The organism is Mesorhizobium sp. RSR380A (genome assembly GCF_054719385.1).
This window is the reverse complement of record NZ_JBTTIB010000001.1, coordinates 873,631-894,937: the sequence shown is the minus strand read 5'-3', so window position 1 is coordinate 894,937 and position 21,307 is coordinate 873,631. Positions and strand designations below refer to the sequence as shown.

Genomic DNA, 21,307 nt, shown 5'->3' with positions numbered 1-21,307 from the left:
GTCAGCCCTTCGGCTTCAGCCCATCAATGAACAACTGCTCCAGAAACCGCGCCGCATCCTCGAAGCGGCCGTCGCCGCCGCGATCGGCGCCGAGCACGGCACGGACCTGGACATCGAAATCGGCATAGTGCTGCGTCGTCGCCCAGATCGAAAAGATCAGGTGCCAGGGATCGGTGCGGGCGATTTTTCCCGCGCGCATCCAGCCCTTGATGACGTTGGCCTTCTCGTCGACCAGTGTCTTCAGTTCACCCGCCAGCAGCGGCATGATGCGTGGCGCGCCTTGCAGGATCTCGTTGGCGAACAGCCGGCTCTCCCTGGGAAAATCACGCGCCATTTCGAGCTTGCGCCTGATGTAGCTCCTGAGCTCGGTCAGGGGATCGCCGATATCGTCGAGTTCGCGCAGCGGCGCCAGCCAGGTCGCCAGCAGCCGCTCCATCAGTGTCTCGTGAATGTCTTCCTTGCGGCGGAAATAATAGAGCAGGTTCGGCTTCGACATCCCGGCGGCCTCGGCGATCTGGTCGATGGTCGAACCGCGAAAGCCGTTGGCGGAGAAGACTTCGAGGGCTGCCTCCAGGATCAGTTCGCGCTTTTCCTGCTGGATGCGGGTGCGGCGAGGGGCGGAGCCTTCCACGGCGTTGGTCATGTGGCCGAGCCTTGGTCGCGCGGGTCATCTGGACCAATTCTCTGGACCAGTTTTTCTCTTACCCGTGGAGCGCACTTCGGAGGCCGCATTTCCGCTAGTAATCCCTTGACCGCCGACAGGGCGGTGCTAACGTTTGTCCAATCGGTCAAAAATTTGCGTAGCATGAAAACGCAGCAAAGACCAAGCTTTGGAAAGACCAAGCGTTAGCCGCACCGAAACAGGTTACAAGGGGAAGTCTTGGTCATGTCCAACCGGCTGAAAGTCACGCCGAACGATCTCAGCGCATTCTGGATGCCGTTCACGGCAAACCGGCAGTTCAAGCAGGCGCCACGCATGTTCGTGTCCGCCAAGGACATGCACTACACCACCAGCGACGGCCGCAAGGTGCTCGATGGCACCGCCGGCCTCTGGTGCGTCAATGCCGGCCATTGCCGTCCCAAGATCACCGAGGCGATCCAGCACCAGGCGGCCGAACTCGACTATGCGCCGGCCTTCCAGATGGGCCACCCCATCGTGTTCGAGCTGGCAAACCGCCTGGTCGATCTCGCGCCCAAGGGCATGGACCATGTCTTCTTCACCAATTCCGGTTCGGAATCGGTCGAAACGGCGCTGAAGATGGCGATCGCCTATCACCGTGTGAAGGGCGAGGGCGCGCGCACCCGCCTGATCGGCCGCGAACGCGGCTATCACGGCGTCAATTTCGGCGGCATCTCGGTCGGCGGCATCGTCACCAACCGCAAGATGTTCGGCACGCTGCTCGGCGGCGTCGACCACATGCCGCACACGCATCTGCCGGAAAAGAACGCCTTCTCCAAGGGCGTGCCGGAATATGGCGCGGAACTCGCCAACGAGCTGGAGCGCATCGTTGCCCTGCATGACGCCTCGACCATCGCCGCCGTCATCGTCGAACCGGTCGCCGGCTCCACCGGCGTCATCCTGCCGCCGAAGGGCTATCTGCAGAAACTGCGCGAGATCTGCACCAAGCACGGCATTTTGCTGATCTTCGACGAGGTCATCACCGGTTTCGGCCGTCTCGGCGCGCCGTTCGCAGCGGATTATTTCGGCGTCACGCCCGACATCATGACCACCGCCAAGGGTGTCTCCAACGGCGTCATCCCGATGGGCGCGGTGTTCGTGAAGAAGGAAATCCACGACGCCTTCATGACCGGCCCCGAGCACATGATCGAGTTCTTCCACGGCTACACCTATTCGGGCAATCCGATTGCGTGCGCCGCGGCACTCGGCACGCTCGACACCTACAAGGAAGAGGGCCTGCTCACCCGTGGCGAGGAACTGGCGCCCTACTGGGAAGATGCGCTGCATTCGCTGAAGGACGAGCCGCATGTCATAGACATCAGGAATATCGGCCTGATCGGCGCGATCGAACTGGCGCCGATCGCCGGCAGCCCGACCAAGCGGGCCTTCTCGGCCTTCGTCAAGGCGTTCGAGCGCGGCGCGCTGATCCGCACCACCGGCGACATCATCGCGCTGTCGCCGCCACTGATCATCACCAAGGGCCAGATCAACGAATTGATCGACCATGTCAGAGAAGTGCTGAAGGCGATCGACTAATCTATCCAGCCAGTCGGGCGGCGGCGGGAACCGCCGCCCGGTTGGTTATATGAAATGAGAGGACTTTGAATGGCCGCCCCGGGCGAGAATCTGCGAATCAATTCAGACCGTTTGTGGGATTCCATCATGGAGATGGCGAAGATCGGCCCCGGTATTGCCGGCGGCAACAATCGCCAGACCGTGACCGACGAGGACGGCGAGGGACGGCATCTGTTCAAGCGCTGGTGCGAGGCGGCCGGGCTCGAAATGGGGCTCGACGAAATGGGCACCATGTTTGCCCGCCGGGAAGGCGCTGATCCCAGCCTGCCGCCGGTTTATGTCGGCAGCCATCTCGACACGCAGCCGACCGGCGGCAAATATGACGGCGTGCTCGGCGTGCTCGGCGGGCTGGAGATTATTCGCTCGCTTAACGATCTCGGCATCCAGACCAGGCATCCGATCGTCGTTACCAACTGGACCAATGAGGAAGGCTCGCGCTTTGCCCCGGCGATGATGGCGTCCGGCGTGTTCGCCGGTGTGCTCGATCAGGCGGACGTGTATCAGCACACTGATAAACAGGGGAAAAAGTTCGGCGAGGAGCTGGAGCGCATTGGCTGGAAGGGAACCGAGAAGGTCGGCGACCGCAAGATCCACGCCTTCTTCGAACTGCATATCGAGCAGGGGCCGATCCTCGAGGACGAAGGCATCGACATTGGCGTCGTCACCCACGGCCAGGGCCTGAAATGGATGCAGGTAACGCTGACCGGCAAGGAGGCGCATACCGGCTCGACGCCGATGCCCAAGCGCCGTAATGCCGGTCTAGGCATGGCGCGCGTGATCGAGCTGGTGCATGAGATCGCCATGGACTACCAGCCCGACGCCGTCGGCGCGGTCGGCCACATGGAGGTGTTTCCGAACTCGCGCAACATCATTGCGGGACGCACCGTCTTCACCATCGACATCCGTTCGCCCGAGAAGGAAGTGCTGGACGCTATGGATGGGCGCATACGCGAAGGCATCGACACGATCTGTGAGGCGCTCGACATCCAGTACAAGGTCGAGCAGGTCGGCGCTTTCGATCCGGTCACCTTCGATGCCGGCTGCGTCAAGGCGATCCGCGACGCAGCCGAACGGCTCGGCTATTCCCACCGCAACCTCGTCTCCGGCGCCGGCCACGACGCCTGCTGGATCAACCGCGTCGCGCCGACCGCTATGGTGATGTGCCCCTGCGTTGACGGGTTGTCACACAACGAGGCCGAGGAAATCACCAAGGAATGGGCCGGCGCCGGCGCCGACGTGCTGTTCCATGCGGTGGTAGAGACAGCGGGGATCGTGGCGTGAACTAAGATCTGTATTCAAAACGACGCTCACAAGAAGCGCGAAGAGAACAAGGGAACACGACAATGACCAAAGTCATCCGAAACGGCACCATCGTCACCGCCGACCGCACCTGGAAGGCCGATGTGCTGATGCAGCACGGCAAGATCGTCGCCATTGGCTCGAACCTGCATGGCGACCATGAGTTCGACGCCAGCGGCTGTTACGTCATGCCGGGCGGCATCGATCCGCACACCCATCTCGAAATGCCGTTCATGGGCACCTATTCGGCCGACGATTTCGAGTCCGGGACGCGTGCGGCCCTTTCCGGTGGCACCACGATGGTGGTCGATTTCTGCCTGCCGGCGCCGCAGCAATCGCTGCTGGAAGCGTTGCAGATGTGGGACAACAAGACCTCGAAGGCTGCCTGCGACTACTCCTTCCACATGGCGATCACCTGGTGGGGCAAGCAGGTGTTCGACGAGATGGCCACCGTCGTCGACAGAGGCATTACCTCGTTCAAGCATTTCATGGCCTACAAGGGCGCGCTGATGGTGGACGACGACGAGATGTACGCGTCGTTCCAGCGCTGCGCCGATCTCGGCGCGCTGCCGCTCGTTCATGCCGAGAATGGCGACGTGGTTGCGGCGCTGTCGCAAAAGCTGCTCGCTGCCGGCAATAATGGTCCCGAGGGACACGCCTATTCGCGGCCGCCGGAAGTGGAAGGCGAGGCGACCAACCGCGCCATCATGATCGCCGACATGGCCGGCGTGCCGCTCTATGTCGTGCATGTGTCCTGCGAGCAGAGCCACGAAGCGATCCGCCGCGCCCGCCAGAAGGGCATGCGGGTTTTCGGCGAGCCGCTGATCCAGCATTTGACGCTGGACGAGAGCGAGTATTTCGACAAGGATTGGGACCATGCGGCGCGCCGCGTCATGAGCCCGCCCTTCCGCAACAAGCTGCACCAGGATTCGCTGTGGGCCGGCCTGCAGGCGGGATCGCTGCAGGTGGTGGCGACCGACCACTGCGCCTTCACCACCAAGCAGAAGCGCAACGGCCTCGGCAATTTCACCAAGATCCCGAACGGCACCGGCGGGCTCGAAGACCGCTTGCCCGTGCTGTGGACGACGGGCGTCAACACCGGGCGGCTGACGATGAACGAGTTCGTCGCGGTGACTTCGACCAACATCGCCAAGATCCTCAACATGTATCCTAGGAAGGGCGCCATCGTCGAAGGCGCGGACGCCGACATCGTGGTGTGGGACCCCAGCGCCAAGAAGACCATCACCTCGAAGAAGCAGCAATCGGTGATCGACTACAACGTCTTCGAAGGTTTTGAGGTGACCGGCCTGCCGCGCTTCGTCTTTTCGCGCGGCGAATTGTCGGTCGAGGAAGCGGAGGTCAAGGCCAAGCCCGGCCATGGCGAATTCGTCGCCCGCGAGCCGAACGCGGCGGTCAACCGGGCTCTGTCGACCTGGAAGGACATTACCGCGCCGCGCAAGGTGGAACGCACCGGCATTCCGGCGACAGGCGTTTGACGTTGCGGAGCCCGGGGGCGCTCATTTCACTGGTCGTGGCGATGGTGGTCGCTGGTCCGGCAACAGGGGCCGAGAGGCTGGCCGGCTCCTGGGGCAACGATGCCGGCTGTGTCTTTGCAAAGGCCGGTTTTCAGGGCCGGGACGATTATATCGTGCTGACCGCCGAAGGCATCGAGACCTATGGCAGCGGCTGCCGGTTCGCGCAGCAATTGACGTGGGCGCCGGGCACGCAATCGCTTGATGCGACCTGTTCCGCCGAAGGCGAGGCGGGGACGACGGCTGAAACCGTTGTGGTCACCAACAAGGGCGAGGGTGGGTTCTTCGTGACCATTCCCGGTCTTGAAGAAATGGGGCCGTTGCAACCGTGTTCGTGACGTTGGAGCTGGGGGAATGAGCGCGCGCGGTTTGGGGCCGTCTGTTGCGATGATAGTCGTTCTGGCTGCGGGTCAGGCCCTTGCGGCAGGCATCGACCTGACGAAACCCTATGGGGACAAATATGGCTGCATCAACCGCAACGGCCAGGAAGTCGCCGCCGATCGGATGCTGCTTTTGACCGACGAGGCATTGGTCACCGCCGCCAGCGCCTGCACCTTCACGGAGAAGCAAGCGCAGGCTGATGGGTCGCTGGTGGTGACGGCAACATGCGAGGCGGAAGGCGAAGAGGGACAGGAGCCGACCAAATTCACCATCAAGCGCAGCGCCAAGAACGCCAAGAAGCTGACGGTCGCCGACGACGACGGCAATGTCATGGGCGAAGTGGCGCGGTGCAAATGACGGCAGTCCCGTCAGCGTCAGGCCACCAGCGCATCCAGTTCCGGCAACAGGACGACGCTTTCCTGTTCATTGGGATCGGTGCGGGCGATGACGGCCGAGGACGGGGCGTTGCTCAGATTGGCCGGCAGATGCGGTACGCCGGCCGGGATGTAGAAGAGGTCGCCGGCCTTGACGACGATGTGGTTCTCGAGCCTGTCGCCATACCATGTGTGGACCTCGCCCGAGAGCACATAGATCGCCGTCTCATGGCTTTCATGCAGATGCGCCTTGGCGCGGGCGCCAGGCGGCAGGGTGAGCAGATGCATGCAGATGCCGGACGAGCCGACCGTCTCGGCTGCAATGCCGGCAAAATAGGTCAATCCCTGCTTGCCTTCATAAGTGCTTTCAGGACGGATAAGGTGACAAGTGGGTTTGGGCGACATCGGCAAGGCTCCGGGCGTCGATTGGGTGGGATTGGACGAGTGGAAAGCAACATCAACGCGAATGCAACGGCATTTCATCCTGGGCGGCTGCGAGAGGCAGGCAGCAAGCGATGACGGGACAATCGCCAGCCGTCGTCTCGGCAAGCAGACTTGGCCTTACCTTTCAGACCAATGACGGTCCGGTAGAGGCGCTCTCCAATGTCGACCTGACCATCGGCAAGGGCGAGTTCGTCTCCTTCATCGGCCCATCGGGCTGCGGCAAGACCACCTTGCTGCGCGTCATCGCCGATCTGGAAAAACCGACATCGGGCACGATCTCGGTCAACGGCATGACGCCGGAACAGGCGCGCGAGAAACGCGCTTATGGCTACGTCTTCCAGGCGGCAGCCCTTTTCCCGTGGCGCACGATCGAGCGTAACGTGGCGCTGCCGCTGGAGATCATCGGCCTTTCGAGAGCGGAGCAGGCCGAGCGCATCAAGCGCACGATGGAGCTCGTCAACCTCTCCGGCTTCGAGAAGAAATACCCCTGGCAGCTTTCCGGCGGCATGCAGCAGCGCGCTTCGATCGCCCGCGCGCTCGCCTTCGACGCCGACCTGTTGCTGATGGACGAGCCCTTCGGCGCGCTAGACGAGATCGTGCGCGACCATCTCAATGAACAGCTTCTGGAATTGTGGGCGCGCACCAACAAGACGATCTGCTTCGTCACCCATTCCATCCCCGAGGCGGTGTATCTGTCAACGCGCATCGTCGTCATGTCGCCGCGCCCAGGTCGGGTTACCGACATCATCGAATCGACGCTGCCAAAGGAGCGGCCACTGGACATCCGCGAGACGCCGGAATTTTTGGCGATCGCGGCCCGCGTGCGCGATGGCTTGAGGGCAGGGCACAGCTATGATGATTGAGGGGGCGAACGACCGGCTGGCTCCTCTCCCCAACGGGGACAGGGTGGCCGGAGCGAAGCGGAGGTCGGGTGAGGGGGCGGCGCCGACGGATCCGACCAAGAGAAATGTCGGGGCAACCGCTCGCGCCCGAAAGCTGCGGTTTGACGAGACCGAAGCTGAATACCGGCTTTGGGGGGAATTGAGAGGACGTCATCTCAACGGCTACAAATTTGTGCGGCAAGTGCCGCTCGGACCTTTCATCGCGGACTTCGTCTGCCGCGAGCAGGGGCTGATTGTCGAACTTGATGGCAGCCAACACGCGGATTCACTGACCGGTCCCGCCGGGACAGCCTGGCTGAACGGACAAGGTTATTCGGTTCTGCGCTTCTGGAATCACGAAGTTTTGGCTGAGCGCCGAGCGGTCCTGGATACGATCTTGGCTTGTCTCGACGGAAAGATTTCTACCCCCTCACCCGACCTCCGCTTCGCTCCGGCCACCCTCTCCCCGTTGGGGAGAGGAGGGCGCCCCGCTGGCGAGGCGCGCTAGATGGACACCTTCCGCGAAAAACTCATCCCCGTGACCTCCATCCTCCTGGGCGTGGTGGTGCTCTGGTATGTCTTCGCCGTCATCCTCAACGCGCCGTTCCAGCGCGACCTCGACCGGCGCGCCGGGGAAACCCACGACACCGTCGAATTCATCGGCAAGACGCTGTCGCAGCCCAAGCCGACGCTGCCGGCGCCGCATCAGGTGGCGGTGAACTTCTTCGAGAACACCTTCCTGCGGCCCATCACATCGAGCCGAAGCCTCGTCTACAATGCCTGGGTGACCCTGTCGTCGACGTTGCTCGGCTTTGCCTTCGGCACGGCGCTCGGCATCGTCATCGCGGTTGGCATCGTGCATGTGGCGACGCTCGACCGCAGCCTGATGCCGTGGATCATCGCCTCCCAGACGATTCCCATTCTGGCGGTGGCGCCGATGATCATCGTCGTGCTGGGGGCGATCGGCATCAGCGGTCTGATCCCAAAGGCGATGATCTCGACCTACCTGTCGTTCTTCCCGGTGACGGTTGGCATGGTGAAGGGCCTGCGCTCGCCCGAACTCATGCATCTCGACCTGATGCACACCTACAATGCCAGTGTCTCGCAGACCTTCTGGAAGCTGCGGGTGCCGGCCTCGGTGCCGTTCCTGTTCACCTCGATGAAGGTGGCGGTGGCGGCGAGCCTGGTCGGCGCCATTGTCGGCGAACTGCCGACCGGTGCTGTCGCCGGCATCGGCGCCAAGCTTTTGGCAGGCGCCTATTACAGCCAGTCCATCGACATCTGGTCCGCCCTTGTGGCGGGCTCGGTGGTGGCGGCCCTTCTGGTCATGGTGGTCGGCATAGCCGGGCGCCTCGTTGACCGCGCGATGGGCGGGAGGCCGGCATGAACTGGCTGAAGCCCTCCTGGCAAGCCGTGCTGGCCATTGCGCTGTGCCTCGTCGCCGTCGCGCTCGGCGCGATGTCGAAGCCGGAAGCGGCCACCCTTGCAGACCCGACGGCAAGTTTCGACTACCCCTATTTCGGTATAAAGACCCCGATGATCGGCCTGGCCGTGCTGGCGGGGCTGATCTCGATGATCAGAATTTCGGCGGTAGCCGAGGCTGCGGTGCTGTTTATCGGCGCTCACCTTGTCGCCTGGATGCTGATCTCGGGCATTACAGGGTTCGAAGGCACGGCAATGGCGCCTTATTTCCTGCTGCTCGCGGCTGCCTGGCTGCTGGCCTGGCGCTGCGTGGCGGTGCTGTCGGGGCTTCGGCCTATGGCAAAAGGGGCGCGGATGGCGCTGCGCCTCATCATCCCGGCGATCTTCGGCGCCTGGATCCTGATCATATGGGAAGCGGTGACGCGTGGCGCCGGCATTCCCTTCATCCTTTTGCCGCCGCCGAGCGCCATCGGTGTGCGCATCGCCAGTTCCCTGCCGGTGCTCGGCGCCGATATCAGGCTGACCATCTTCAAGGCGGTGATCTTCGGCTACATCGTCGGGAGCGGCGCCGGCTTCCTGGTGGCCATCGCCGCGGACCGGGTGCCGTTCCTGCGCCGCGGTCTGCTGCCGATCGGCAATATGGTCTCGGCGCTGCCGATCATCGGTGTGGCGCCGATCATGGTGATGTGGTTCGGCTTCGACTGGCCGTCCAAGGCCGCGGTCGTCATCATCATGACCTTCTTCCCAATGCTGGTGAACACGGTTGCCGGTCTTGCCGCCTCCGGCCATATGGAGCGCGATTTGATGCGCACGTATGCGTCGGGCTACTGGCCAACACTCTTGAAGCTCAGACTGCCGGCGGCAGCGCCCTTCATCTTCAACGCGCTCAAGATCAACTCGACGCTGGCGCTGATCGGCGCCATCGTCGCCGAGTTCTTCGGCACGCCTGTGGTCGGCATGGGCTTTCGCATCTCGACCGAGGTCGGGCGGATGAACATCGACATGGTCTGGGCCGAAATCGCAGTTGCAGCACTGGCGGGTTCGGTCTTTTATGGCGTGGTCGCTCTCGTCGAGAGAGCCGTCACGTTTTGGCATCCCTCTGTCCGTGGTGGATAGGGCGGTGGGTTCGGGTGTTAACTTCAGAGGGTAAAAACATGAAAAGACTGATCATTCCGATGCTGGCCGGCGCGATGTCGCTGGCCGCGTTCCAGGCAATGGCCGCCGACAAGGTGACGTTGCAGCTGAAATGGGTCACGCAGGCGCAGTTTGCCGGCTACTATGTCGCCAAGGCCAAGGGTTTTTATGAAGCCGAAGGCCTCGACGTCGACATCAAGCCGGGCGGTCCCGATATCGCACCCGAGCAGGTGATCGCCGGCGGTGGCGCCGACGTCATCGTCGACTGGATGGGCGGGGCACTCGCCGCGCGCGAAAAGGGCGTGCCGCTGGTCAACATCGCCCAGCCGTTCAAGAAGGCCGGCATGGAGCTGGTCTGCCCGAAGGACGGCCCGATCAAGACCGAAGCCGATTTCAAGGGTCACACGCTCGGCGTCTGGTTCTTCGGCAACGAATATCCTTTCTACGCCTGGATGAACAAGCTCGGCCTGAAGACCGAAGGCGGCCCGGATGGCGTCACGGTTTTGAAGCAGAGCTTCGACGTGCAGCCGCTGATCCAGAAGCAGGCGGATTGCATTTCGGTCATGACCTACAACGAGTACTGGCAGCTGATCGATGCCGGCTACAAGCCGGACCAGCTCACCGTGTTCAACTACTCGGCGATGGGCAACGACCTGCTTGAGGACGGGCTCTATGCCTCGGAAGACAAGCTCAAGGATCCGGCTTTCGAAGACAAGATGGTGCGTTTCGTGCGCGCCTCGATGAAGGGATGGAAATATGCCATCGACAACAATGACGAGGCCGCGGGCATTGTCATGGACGGCGGTGGCCAGGACGAAAACCACCAGAAGCGGATGATGAGCGAAGTCGCCAAGCTGATCGACAATGCCGACGGCAAGCTCGACCCGGCGACCTACGAGCGCACCGCCAAGGCGCTGCTCGACCAGAAGATCATCACCAAGGCGCCGACCGGCGCCTACACCACGGCCATCACCGACAAGGCGATCAAATAAGCCTGGCCAGGCAATTTCGACCTCGAGAGCGGCGCCTTTGACCAAATGTCAGAGGCGCCGTTCCTTTATGGTGTTCATGACGAAGCTGGTCTCGATCGAAGCGACGCATTTCAGCCGCGCGATCTTTTCCTTGATGAAGCGCTCGTACTGTTCGAGGCTGCCGGTCACCACTTTCAACACATAATCGCGCGACCCGGTGACGAGGTGGCATTCCATTACCTCTTCCCAACCGCGGATGGCGTCTTCGAACATGACGATCTCGTCCTCGTTCTGGCGGCTGAGCCGGACGGTGGCGATGGCGACCATGTTCCAGCCGAAGGCGGCCGGGTCGACCAGCGTGGTATAGCCCCGGATAATGCCGGCCTCCTCCAGCCGGCGTACCCTCCTCAAACATGGCGACGGCGACAGGCCGATGCGCTCCGCAAGCTCATTGTTGGTGATGCGGGCGTCGGCCTGCAACTCGCGCAGGATCTTGCGGTCGAAATCGTCGGCTATCTTCTGCTGCACTTTTGCTCTCGCTGGGCAATTTGTTGCCGGGATGCAGCCATGCGAGGCCGAGAATAGCAAGGACTGGCGGACCGGGATCGCATAAATTGCTGCACGAGACTCCTCCAGATGCAGGAAAAGCCATGACCGCGCCGCGCCCGTCGAAAACCCACATCGGCAACCACAAGCTCCATCCGGAAACGTTGATGTTGAGCTATGGCTTCGATCCGCAACTGTCGGAAGGCGCCGTCAAGCCGCCGGTGTTCCTGACCTCGACCTTCGTGTTCAAATCGGCGGAGGAGGGGCGCGACTTCTTCGACTACACATCCGGCCGCAAGGAGCCGCCGAGCGGCACGGCGTCCGGCCTGGTCTATTCGCGCTTCAACCATCCGAACTCAGAGATCGTCGAGGACCGGCTGGCGGTCTATGAGGGAACGGACGCCTGCATCCTGTTCTCGTCGGGCATGTCGGCGATCGCCACCACGCTGCTCGCCTATGCCCGGCCGGGCGATGTCATTCTGCATTCGCAGCCGCTTTACGGCGGCACCGAGACGCTTTTGACGCGCACGCTGTCCGGCTTCGGCATCGGCGCTGTCGGCTTCGCCGACGGCGTCGACGACAAGGCGGTGCGGGCCGCTGCGGATGCTGCGGTGGCGAAGGGGCGTGTCTCGGTCATTCTCATCGAGACGCCGTCAAATCCGACCAACAGCCTGGTCGACATCGCACTGATCCGGAAGATTGCCGACGAGATCGGCGCAAGCCAAGGATCAACGCCGATCATCGTCTGCGACAACACGCTGCTCGGCCCGGTGTTCCAGCGGCCGATCGAACATGGCGCCGATGTCTCCGTCTATTCGCTGACCAAATATGTCGGCGGCCATTCCGACCTGATCGCCGGTGCAGCCATGGGCAGCAAGGCGGTGACCAAGCCGATCAAGGCGCTGCGCGGCGCCATCGGCACGCAACTCGACCCGCATTCCTGCTGGATGCTCGGCCGCTCGCTGGAGACGCTGTCGATCCGCATGGAGCGCGCCAACGACAATGCGCGGCTCGTGGCCGAATTCCTGCGCGATCATGCCAAGGTGGAAAAGGTGCATTACCTGCCGTTCCTGGGCGAGGACACGGCAGCGGGACGCGCCTACAAGGCGCAATGCAGCGGCGCCGGGTCGACATTTTCTTTCGATATCAAAGGCGGAGAGAAGGCGGCCTTCGCCTTTCTCAACGGGCTGCAAATATTCAAGCTGGCGGTGAGCCTTGGCGGCACGGAATCGCTCGCCAGCCACCCGGCGGCGATGACGCACTCCGGCATCCCCTTCGACGTGCGCCAGCGCATCGGCGTGCTGGAGACCACGGTCAGGCTGTCGATCGGCGTCGAGCATCCGGATGATTTGATCGCCGACCTGACGCAGGCGCTGGCAGCGGTCTGATAGCTCGCTTGTAGATATCAGGAAAGGGGCGATCGCCTTGGCAGCGTCGGCGGGACAGCACCCCCCTCTGGCCTGCCGGCCATCTCCCCCGCAAGGAGGGAGATTGGCAGCTTGACGGTTGTGTGCGTCAAGTTCTGCAAAATGGGGCGGCCATGATGCTGGTCATGCGGCTTGGCGCAGAGCGAGCTTCTTGTGCTCGCGCAGGTCGTCCATATTGATGTATCGGTTGGCCTCCATCCAGTTTTCATTGGTCTCGACGGCCAACGCCCTGACCAGGCGCAGGCAGCTTTCGGTATTGGGGAAGATGCGCACGACATAGGTGCGCCGGCGGATTTCCTCGTTGAGCCGCTCCAGCATGTTGGTGGATTTGAGATGCTTGTGGTGCTGTCTGGGCAGCCTGAAGAAGGTCAGGGTTTGTTCGATGGCATCCTCGGCCCAGCCTGTCAGGCGCGGATAGCGTGCCGACCATTTGGCAAGCCATGCGGCAAGATCAGCCCTGGCCTCTGCGAGATCGCGCCGGTCGTAGAGCCAGCGCAATTCCTGCAGGCAGTCGTCGCCGTGCTTCCTCGGCAGATGATCGAGCGCGTTCCTGAGGAAGTGCACGTAGCAGCGTTGCCAGGCGGCTTCGGGGATCACCTCGCCGATCGCTGCCACCAGGCCGGCGTGATCGTCGGACACAACCAACTCGACGCCCTTGAGGCCGCGCGCCTTGAGGCCGACGAGGAAGTCCCTCCAGGCCGAGCGGCTCTCGCGATTGGCCATCTCCACGGCCAGGATCTGGCGCCTTCCGTCCCAGTCGATACCGACCGCTATCAGCACCGCCTGGCTCATGACAACACCGGCTTCACGCACCTTCTCGTAGCGCGCATCGAGGATGAGGTAAGGAAACGGCTCTTGAAGGGGGCGCCTGGCAAAGGCAGCGAGGCTCTCGTCCAGCCGCTTGTTGATGGCCGAGATCGACGAGGCCGAGAAGGCATGGCCGCACAGTTCTTCCGTGATCGCCTTCACCTTGCGGGTCGACACGCCCTGCACATACATCTCCGCCAGTGTCGCCACCAAGGCCCGCTCGGAACGCTGGTAGCGCTCGAACAGCTCGGTGGAGAAGCGCCCGGCCCGGTCCTGCGGAACCCGCAGCTCGAGCTTGCCGACCCGCGTCACAAGGGTGCGGCCGTAATAGCCCGAGCGATAGCCAAGCCGTTCGGGCGTGCGCTCGCTCTTCGAGGCACCCAGCGCCTCGTCCATCTCGGCCTCAAGCACCTCCTGCATCACCGCACGGAGCACTTCGTGCAATCCATCCGGGTTCGAAAGCAAAATGTCTTTGACGGCAGCGCTGGCGGTCTTAACTTCAGTCTTGGTCATGGTGGCGTTCCTTCGCGGGAATCAGGTGACGTGAACAATCACCAGCCTGCCATGACCGCCCCCTCTCAGCGAATTTGCAGAACTCTCAGCACACTACCAGCTTGACCGCCGGCCCTCATCTTCAACGTTGGTGATTGGCAAAGGCCGATGTGACTTCTGATCTCCCCCCTTGCGGGGGAGATGTCCGGCAGGACAGAGGGGGGTGTGACGAACTCGGCTTCGCTACGAAGTTCTTAGGCCTTGTCGCGGATCTGCGTCATCGTCCGCGTCGGCGTGATCGCCTCGGGATCGAGCCTTATCTCGACGATCGCCGGCTTGCCGCTGGCGCGGGCCCGCTCGAAGGCAGGGGCAAAATCTGCCGTGTTCTCGACCGTCTCGCCGTGGCCGCCATAGGCGCGGGCAAGAGCGGCAAAGTCAGGGTTCTTCAGATCGGTGGCGACGACGCGGCCGGGATAGTCGCGCTCCTGGTGCATGCGGATGGTGCCGTAGATGCCGTTGTTGACGACGATGACGATGATCGGCAGGTCGTATTGCACGGCGGTGGCGAATTCCTGTCCGTTCATCAGGAAGCAGCCGTCGCCGGCAAAGGCGATCACGGTGCGGTCGGGATGGAGCGCCTTGGCGGCGACCGCGGCCGGCGTGCCATAACCCATCGAACCGGAGGTCGGCGCGCCCTGCGTGGCGAAGCGGCGAAAGCGGTGGAAGCGGTGCACCCAGGTGGCGTAATTGCCGGCGCCGTTGGTGAAAATGGCGTCGTCGGGCAGAACCTTTTCCAGGTAATTCATGATCGGTCCCATCTGGACCGGGCCGGGGCCGGTCTCAGGCGGCGTCGACCAGTCGAGGTAGGCGGCATGGTGCTTTGGCGTCTCATCCGCCCAGGCTGGCGCGGAGGCTGGCTTGCGCTTGGCGAAGGCTTCGACGAAGGCCGATGGCGAGGCGTTGATCGCCAGCGTCGGCCGGTAGACGCGGCCGAGTTCACCGGCGTCGGCATGGACATGGACCAGCGTCTGGTCGGGATAGGGGCTTTTCAGCAACGTGTAGTCGGAGGACGGCATCTCGCCCATGCGGCCGCCGATCAGCAGCACCAGGTCGGCCTGCTTGATGGCGGTGGCCAGCTTCGGGTTGATGCCGATGCCGACATCACCGGCATAGTTCGGGTGCAGATGGTCGAACAGCATCTGGCGGCGGAAGGAGCAGCCGACCGGCAGCGACCAGGCCTCGGCAATGGTGCGCATGCGAGCCACCGCTTCCTCGTCCCAGCGTGTGCCGCCGAGGATGACGAAAGGGCGTTTGGCCTTGCCGAGCAGTTTCTCCAGCGCGTCGAGTTCGGCTTCGCCGGGGCGGGTTTCGACCGGCGTGTGCGGCAAGGCCGCAGGCGCGTCGACCAGGCTGGTCAGCATGTCTTCCGGCAGCGAGATGACGACGGGGCCGGGGCGGCCCGATGTCGCGACGGCGAAGGCGCGGGTGACGAGTTCGGGGATGCGCGCGGCATCGTCGATCTCCACCACCCATTTGGCGATGTCGCCGAAGAAGCGCTTGTAGTCGACCTCCTGGAAAGCCTCGCGCTCCTTGGCGTGGCTGGCGACCTGGCCGATGAACAGGATGACGGGTATCGAATCCTGCATGGCAATGTGAATGCCGGCCGATGCATTGGTGGCGCCGGGGCCGCGGGTGACGAAGCAGATCCCGGGCTTGCCGGTCAGCCGCCCCTGGCAGTCGGCCATCATGGCGGCGCCGCCTTCCTGTCGGCAGACAATGGTGCGGATGGGCGAGTCATGCAATGCGTCGAGCACCGCGAGATAGGATTCGCCGGGCACGCAGAAGATGCGGTCGGTGCCGTTCGCCTCGAGTGCGTCGACAATCAGTTGTCCACCGGTCTTCATCGTCCAGACTTCTCCAGTTCGGCAAGGATTTCTTGCGTGTGTTCGCCAAGGCGCGGCGAGGGACGCTCATAGACCAGCGGTGTGCCGGACATCACCATCGGCGCGCGTACCGAGGGCAGACGATTGCCATGGCCATCGTCGAGGTCGAGGCGCATGCCGCGTGCGATCGTCTGCGGGTCGGCAAACATCTGGCCGATGTCGTTGATCGGGCTCGCCGGCACGCTTGCCGCTTCGAGCTTGGCCAGCAATGGGTCGCGATCCCAATTCTTCAGCGTCTCGATCAAGTGCTCGCGCAACTTCACCCGGTTGGCCACGCGGGCCGGATTGGTGGCGAAATCGGGATTCGCTGAGAGATGGTCGAGCCCGACGGCGGCGCAGAATTTGGCGAACTGGCCGTCATTGCCGACCGCCAGGATGATGTGGCCGTCCCTGACCGGGACAACCTCATAGGGCGCAATGTTCATATGCGCATTGCCTATCTGCACCGGCGCCTTGCCGGAGACGAGATAGTTGAGGTTCTGGTTGCCGAGTGCGGAAATCTGCGTGTCGAACAGGGCCATGTCGATATGCTGGCCTTCGCCGGTCTTTTCGGCATGGCGAAGCGCTGCCTGGATGGCGATCACCGAATAGAGGCCGGTGAAGATGTCCGATATGGCGACGCCGGCCTTTTGCGGCTCGCGCCCGACCTCGCCGGTGATCGACATCATGCCGGCCATGGCCTGGATGATGAAATCATAGCCGGCGCGTGGGGCGTAAGGCCCGTCCTGGCCGAAGCCGGTGATCGAGCAGTAGACGAGCTTTGGATTGATCGCCTTCAGGCTCTCGTAATCGAGCCCGTATTTCTTCAGGCCGCCGAGCTTGAAGTTCTCGATCAGAACGTCGGCCGTGGCAACCAGCCGGCGCACCGTCTCGGCCCCTTCGGGCGTCGAGAAATCGACCGCGATGGAGCGCTTGCCGCGATTGCAGGAGTGGTAATAGGCGGCCGACAGGTTCTCGCCATCATGGCTCATGACGAAGGGCGGACCCCATTTGCGGGTATCGTCGCCGCCATCAGGGCTCTCGACCTTGATAACATCGGCGCCGAGATCGGCCAGCAATTGTCCTGCCCACGGGCCGGCCAGGATGCGGGCGAGTTCGACGACGCGGACGCCTTTCAGCGGAGGTTCAGCCATAAATCACCAAAAACGGGTCGGAACCGCAGCCTCTATCAACCCGGGATGCCGCTGTCACGGGCCTTGCGGTGGGCCAGCGATGTCAGCGTTTCAACACACTATCGGCCCACGCGGCAAAATCGGTCATGACGGAGTCGCGGTTCACCTCGTTCAAGCTTTCGTGGCGGGTGTCGGCGTAAACCTTTGAAACCAGATTCGAAAAGCCCATCGCGCGCATGCGCTTGGCGAGATGGTCGATGCCCTTGCCGTAGTCGGAGGCCGGATCCTTCTCGCCGCCGACGATGCTGACGGGCAGGTCGCGCCTGATGCCGGCAAAGCCCGCATCCTTGCCGCCTTTCTGCGCCATCTCCACGACATCGCGCCACATCGAGATCGAGGCATCCCAGCCGCACAGCGGGTCGGCAATGTACTTGGCCACTTCAGCCTCGTCGCGCGACAGCCAGTCGAACGGCGTCTTGTGGCTGGGCACCGCCTTGCCCCAGGCCTGGAAGGTCAGCCTGGGCAAGATGCGTGAGGGGACATCGGAACCGAGCCTGAAGCGCTCATAAGCGAGGATGGCGAGCGCAAGCCGGCCGAGCAGGCCTTGTGAGAAATTGCCGTTCCAGATCGCCGCGGCGTGGACGCGCGGCGAGTGCGCCAGCAGGTAGTTGAGCGCCACCGACGCACCCATCGAATGGCCGAACAGGATGACCGGCAGGCCGGGCTGCTCCTTCGCAATCAAATCGTGGACTGCGTCGACATCGGAGATCACCTTGGCCGGGCCGCTTGTGCCGGCGAACCTGCCGAGCGGCGCGTCGGGCGCCTTGGTCGCGCCGTGGCCGCGATGGTCGTGCACGTAGACATGAAAGCCGCGGGTGCTGAGGTAATCGGCGAAGCGGGCATAGCGCGCGGCGTGTTCGGCCAAGCCATGGTTAATCTGGACGACGGCCCGTGGAGAGCCGCTCGCGTGCTTCACATAGAGGTTGAGCGTGGCCCCGGTCGGTGAGGCCAGCGTCGTCTGCTTGTCAAATGCCATGTCTCGCTCCCTCGGCGACTGTTGGGCGACGGCGGGACCGACGTCAAGGGGAGGTCGAAATCAGCCGGGGCCACTATTGACAGCTTGCTGTCAATTTGGTTATATGACAGCATACTGTCAATTGGATCGGAGCATGACCATGAAAACCGTTTCGCGCCGCGCGTTTCTGCTGGCGAGCCTTTCATCCGCAATGCTCCTGCCCGGCATTGCTTCCAGCCAAACCAGGGAGATGACCATGAAGACCATTGCCGGCCCGCAGGGCCAGCTTGCCGGCTACGACATCAAATCCGGCGACGGCCTGCCGATCCTGTTCGCGCATGGTGATTGCAGCCGCGCCACACAGTGGAACCGGGTGATGCAGCTCACCGCAGGTGGCCGTGAGGCGGTCGCCTTCGATTTTCGCGGCCATGGCGCATCGGCGCCTGCAGCTGATGCCGACTACGGCTATGACGGCCGTGCCGACGATATCGGTGCGGTGGCCGATGCGTTCGGCCTGAAGCGGTTTGTCCTCGTTGCACATAGCGGCGGCAGTGGGGCCGCGCTCGCCTATGCCGCCGGCCATGCCGACCGTGTTGCCGGCATCCTGCTGGTCGATCCGGCGACCGATCCGCGCGCCCTGCCCAAAGAGATTCGCGACGGGTTCGTGCGCGATCTGGCGGGGCCAAACGGCGGCGGTGTCCTGAGCGCTTATTACACCTCGATCGCCGGCCCCAATGAAGATGTCCGCAAACAGGTCCTCGCCGATGCGGCGGTGGTCGATCCGGCGGCTCGGGCAGGCGTCGGCAAGGCGCTGGCGGAATGGAATCCCGAACCGACGCTCGACGCCTATCGCGGGCCGATCTTCGTGCTGGCCACGGAGGCCAATGACAATGCGGCGGCCCTGTTTCGGCTGCGCAGCGGAATTGGCCACAGAACCGTCGCCGGTTCCGGCCATTGGGTGATGCTTGACAACCCGGAGGCGGTGGCTGAAGCCGTCAACACTTTCGTTTCCACCATCGAGGCCGGCCAGAAATGACAAGCAGGACCGAAGTCGGAGATGTGCTCACCGAACTGGTGCTTGCCGTGTTCCGGCTGAATGGCGGGTTTCTCGACGCGGCCGACCGGCTGGCCGAGCCTGCCGGGTTGACGGCGGCGCGCTGGCAGGTTCTGGGCGCGGTGCTGAAGGAGCCGAAATCGGTGGCCGACATTGCCCGCGACATGGGGCTTGCCCGCCAGAGCGTGCAGCGCCTTGCCGACATTCTGGCCGCCGAAGGGCTTGCCGCCTATGCGGACAACCCGGCGCACCGCCGCGCGAAGCTCCTGGCGATGACCGATGCCGGCCGGGCCGCGATCCGGGATATCGGCACGCGCCAGCATGTCTGGGCCAACCGCATCAGCGAGGGCATCGAGGCTCGCGCGCTCGAGACAGCGCTTGATCTGCTGCGTATGTTGACGAAGCGGGTCGAGGAGGGCGGGGTCTGATCGACCGAGCGATTGTTTTTTGCGGCGGACGAAAGAAATCGTAATTCTGACATGTCGCACGTTTCTAGCTTGCGCTATGAAACGCTAGGAGTGCTGGAATGCGGATATCGGCGATATGGGGTGCGGTGTTGGTGGCGCTGGCCGGTGTCGGCCTAGCGCGCGCCGATGTGAAGATGAGCGGCTCCTTCGTGGCCGATGCGGCTTGCCCGGCGACGCAGGCAATCAAAAGCGGCAAGAACCCCGGCAATATCGCGACAACGGCTGGACAGAGCTACGACCTCCTGGCCGGCAACAAGGATGCGCCGACGCATTACCTCATCCGCGTGCCGGGCGCCGATCCTGAGCGTCGCTGGGTCAAGATCAGCTGCGGTCATGTCACCGGCGGCAGCGCAGCCGCCCTGCCGGCCGCGCCCGCCGATCAGGGCAAGCCTGCGGCTTCGGGAAAACCCGAATATGTTTTCGCGCTGAGCTGGCAGCCGGCCTTCTGCGAAACCAAGTCGAGCAAGCCCGAATGCCAGGCGCAGACGGCGGGCGGCTTCGACGCGTCGCATTTCACCTTGCACGGTCTGTGGCCGCAACCGAACGGCAATTTCTATTGCCAGGTGCCGGCGAGCGACAAGGCCAATGACAATCCGGCCCATTGGGCCGACCTGCCGCCGGTCAACCTCGATGCCAATACGCGCGCCGAACTCGACCAGGTGATGCCTGGCACCGCCTCCAAGCTCGAACGGCATGAATGGATCAAGCACGGCACCTGCTACGGCAAGAGCCAGCAGGAGTATTTTGCCGAGGCGCTGAATCTGATGCGGGCGGTGAATGCCTCGCCTGTGCGCGAGCTCTTCACCAGGAACGTCGGCAAGCAACTGACTTCGGACCAGATCCGCAGCACCTTCGACAGCGCCTTCGGAGCCGGGGCGGGCGCGCGGGTGCGTGTCTCCTGCCTGGTCGATCCGTCGAGCGGCAGGCGGCTGATCGGCGAGCTGACGCTCGGCCTGACCGGCCCGATCGGCCCCGACAGTTCGCTGAGCACTCTCATGCTCGCCTCGGCGCCGACGACCAAGGCGGGCTGTCCGAAGGGCTCGGTCGATGCGGCCGGGTTCCAGTAGGATATCCGTCTGCCGCTTGGCAGTGACGCGGTGATATGGTCTGGATGTGTTTCATTCGGCGGGGGTGGCGATGAGTGGCATGACATCAGGCGCGCTGGCGCGGCTGGCTTTCTGGGCCAGGGGGATGACCGCCATAAAAGACGGCCGCATGGAATGGCCGGGCTTTTCCTATACCGATGCCGAGTGGGCGCGCATGCGCGTGCTTGCCGCGCCGATCGGGGCAAGCCGCTACCAGCTGTTCACTTGGGTCAATGCCGCGATCTTCATCGCCATTGCCGCGCTCGGCATCGTCTGTGTCTTCCTGCCGCTGGCGACACTTTTGTTTCCGGTGCCGGCCGACACCAGCGCGCTCAAATTCTCGGCTCTGCTGGCGGCGTGTGCCTTCCTCATAATCGGGCTTGGCTTGCCGATCTCCATGCGCCTGTCGAGCGCGTTGGCCATCTCCCGGGAGATGCGCGCCGGTCTTGTCGGCGAAGCCGGTGACGAAGCGCTGGCAGCAAAAGTGTCTTGGCAGATCAACCGCATCATGCTGGTCATGTGCGGCCTGCTGGTGCCCGGCATTCTGTTGTTCATCGCTTATGACATCGATGCCAGTCCGATCATCACCGTGCTGAAATGGCTGGCCATCGCGCTGATAGCCGTTTCAGTTGCGGTCGGCGCGTTGCAGCAGCGCAAGCGGAGCTGA

The 21,307-nt window shown here is 63.4% G+C and carries 22 protein-coding genes; 15 read left to right on the top strand and 7 right to left on the bottom strand.

Annotated elements, in window-relative coordinates:
* Position 1: 1 nt before the first annotated feature.
* The gene (locus tag ACYG9Z_RS04400; protein ID WP_031203200.1) at positions 2-643 is read right to left on the bottom strand and encodes a TetR family transcriptional regulator C-terminal domain-containing protein; all 642 of its coding nucleotides are present in this window, start codon (positions 641-643) and stop codon (positions 2-4) included.
* Positions 644-886: 243 nt separating this feature from the next.
* On the opposite strand from ACYG9Z_RS04400, the gene aptA reads away from it, so the two are divergent.
* From aptA to ACYG9Z_RS04375, 5 genes are all read left to right on the top strand, one after another.
* On the top strand, positions 887-2,215 hold the full coding sequence (aptA, locus tag ACYG9Z_RS04395; protein WP_023712059.1) for an omega-aminotransferase AptA: 1,329 nt from the start codon (positions 887-889) through the stop codon (positions 2,213-2,215).
* A 69-nt stretch (positions 2,216-2,284) separates the two neighbouring features.
* A complete protein-coding gene (locus ACYG9Z_RS04390; RefSeq protein WP_023752976.1) occupies positions 2,285-3,535 on the top strand; it encodes a Zn-dependent hydrolase in 1,251 nt (416 codons plus the stop codon).
* A gap of 62 nt (positions 3,536-3,597) precedes the next feature.
* A complete protein-coding gene (gene hydA / locus ACYG9Z_RS04385; RefSeq protein WP_023752977.1) occupies positions 3,598-5,049 on the top strand; it encodes a dihydropyrimidinase in 1,452 nt (483 codons plus the stop codon).
* Positions 5,046-5,423: a hypothetical protein gene (locus ACYG9Z_RS04380; RefSeq protein ID WP_023668216.1), complete on the top strand. Its 378-nt coding sequence runs from the start codon at positions 5,046-5,048 to the stop codon at positions 5,421-5,423. Before hydA ends, ACYG9Z_RS04380 begins: the two co-directional genes overlap by 4 nt.
* A gap of 16 nt (positions 5,424-5,439) precedes the next feature.
* Positions 5,440-5,823: a hypothetical protein gene (locus tag ACYG9Z_RS04375; protein WP_027050643.1), complete on the top strand. Its 384-nt coding sequence runs from the start codon at positions 5,440-5,442 to the stop codon at positions 5,821-5,823.
* 17 nt (positions 5,824-5,840) lie between these two features.
* Here the strand turns inward: ACYG9Z_RS04375 and ACYG9Z_RS04370 are convergent, their stop codons facing one another.
* A complete protein-coding gene (locus ACYG9Z_RS04370; protein WP_031193071.1) occupies positions 5,841-6,245 on the bottom strand; it encodes a cupin domain-containing protein in 405 nt (134 codons plus the stop codon).
* A gap of 110 nt (positions 6,246-6,355) precedes the next feature.
* Between ACYG9Z_RS04370 and ACYG9Z_RS04365 the strand changes: the two genes are divergently transcribed.
* From ACYG9Z_RS04365 to ACYG9Z_RS04345, 5 genes are read left to right on the top strand one after another with little or no spacing between them, the layout of a single operon-like run.
* Positions 6,356-7,147, top strand: coding sequence for an ABC transporter ATP-binding protein (locus ACYG9Z_RS04365; RefSeq protein WP_023687997.1), 792 nt, complete (start codon positions 6,356-6,358; stop codon positions 7,145-7,147).
* Positions 7,137-7,673: an endonuclease domain-containing protein gene (locus ACYG9Z_RS04360; protein WP_023714799.1), complete on the top strand. Its 537-nt coding sequence runs from the start codon at positions 7,137-7,139 to the stop codon at positions 7,671-7,673. The genes ACYG9Z_RS04365 and ACYG9Z_RS04360 overlap by 11 nt, the downstream gene beginning before the upstream one ends.
* Positions 7,674-8,552, top strand: a complete 879-nt coding sequence (locus tag ACYG9Z_RS04355) for an ABC transporter permease (RefSeq protein ID WP_023668221.1) — start codon at positions 7,674-7,676, stop codon at positions 8,550-8,552.
* Positions 8,549-9,703: an ABC transporter permease gene (locus ACYG9Z_RS04350; protein WP_023752978.1), complete on the top strand. Its 1,155-nt coding sequence runs from the start codon at positions 8,549-8,551 to the stop codon at positions 9,701-9,703. Before ACYG9Z_RS04355 ends, ACYG9Z_RS04350 begins: the two co-directional genes overlap by 4 nt.
* 38 nt (positions 9,704-9,741) lie before the next feature.
* A complete protein-coding gene (locus tag ACYG9Z_RS04345; RefSeq protein ID WP_023682178.1) occupies positions 9,742-10,713 on the top strand; it encodes an ABC transporter substrate-binding protein in 972 nt (323 codons plus the stop codon).
* A 48-nt stretch (positions 10,714-10,761) separates the two neighbouring features.
* Here the strand turns inward: ACYG9Z_RS04345 and ACYG9Z_RS04340 are convergent, their stop codons facing one another.
* Positions 10,762-11,220, bottom strand: a complete 459-nt coding sequence (locus ACYG9Z_RS04340) for an Lrp/AsnC family transcriptional regulator (RefSeq protein WP_023714798.1) — start codon at positions 11,218-11,220, stop codon at positions 10,762-10,764.
* Between the two features lie 122 nt (positions 11,221-11,342).
* Here ACYG9Z_RS04340 and ACYG9Z_RS04335 point away from each other — a divergent pair, with 122 nt between their 5' ends.
* Positions 11,343-12,626, top strand: a complete 1,284-nt coding sequence (locus tag ACYG9Z_RS04335; protein ID WP_023714797.1) for a cystathionine gamma-synthase family protein — start codon at positions 11,343-11,345, stop codon at positions 12,624-12,626.
* A gap of 162 nt (positions 12,627-12,788) precedes the next feature.
* Here ACYG9Z_RS04335 and ACYG9Z_RS04330 read toward each other — a convergent pair whose 3' ends face one another.
* The 4 genes from ACYG9Z_RS04330 to ACYG9Z_RS04315 form a co-directional block, all read right to left on the bottom strand.
* Positions 12,789-13,985: an IS256 family transposase gene (locus tag ACYG9Z_RS04330; protein WP_286456782.1), complete on the bottom strand. Its 1,197-nt coding sequence runs from the start codon at positions 13,983-13,985 to the stop codon at positions 12,789-12,791.
* A gap of 233 nt (positions 13,986-14,218) precedes the next feature.
* A complete protein-coding gene (locus ACYG9Z_RS04325) occupies positions 14,219-15,868 on the bottom strand; it encodes a thiamine pyrophosphate-binding protein (protein WP_023682175.1) in 1,650 nt (549 codons plus the stop codon).
* The gene (locus ACYG9Z_RS04320) at positions 15,865-17,040 is read right to left on the bottom strand and encodes a CaiB/BaiF CoA transferase family protein (RefSeq protein ID WP_023741719.1); all 1,176 of its coding nucleotides are present in this window, start codon (positions 17,038-17,040) and stop codon (positions 15,865-15,867) included. The genes ACYG9Z_RS04325 and ACYG9Z_RS04320 overlap by 4 nt, the downstream gene beginning before the upstream one ends.
* A gap of 82 nt (positions 17,041-17,122) precedes the next feature.
* Positions 17,123-18,055: an alpha/beta fold hydrolase gene (locus tag ACYG9Z_RS04315; RefSeq protein ID WP_023741718.1), complete on the bottom strand. Its 933-nt coding sequence runs from the start codon at positions 18,053-18,055 to the stop codon at positions 17,123-17,125.
* 133 nt (positions 18,056-18,188) lie between these two features.
* On the opposite strand from ACYG9Z_RS04315, the gene ACYG9Z_RS04310 reads away from it, so the two are divergent.
* The 4 genes from ACYG9Z_RS04310 (at position 18,189) to ACYG9Z_RS04295 (ending at position 21,307) form a co-directional block, all read left to right on the top strand.
* Complete coding sequence (locus tag ACYG9Z_RS04310) at positions 18,189-19,070, top strand: alpha/beta fold hydrolase (RefSeq protein WP_023741717.1); 882 nt, start codon at positions 18,189-18,191, stop codon at positions 19,068-19,070.
* Complete coding sequence (locus ACYG9Z_RS04305) at positions 19,067-19,516, top strand: MarR family winged helix-turn-helix transcriptional regulator (protein ID WP_023753076.1); 450 nt, start codon at positions 19,067-19,069, stop codon at positions 19,514-19,516. Before ACYG9Z_RS04310 ends, ACYG9Z_RS04305 begins: the two co-directional genes overlap by 4 nt.
* Positions 19,517-19,614: 98 nt before the next feature.
* Entirely contained in the window at positions 19,615-20,622 is a 1,008-nt protein-coding gene (locus ACYG9Z_RS04300) for a ribonuclease T2 family protein (RefSeq protein WP_023753075.1), read from the top strand.
* A gap of 70 nt (positions 20,623-20,692) precedes the next feature.
* Positions 20,693-21,307, top strand: a complete 615-nt coding sequence (locus tag ACYG9Z_RS04295) for a hypothetical protein (protein WP_031194875.1) — start codon at positions 20,693-20,695, stop codon at positions 21,305-21,307.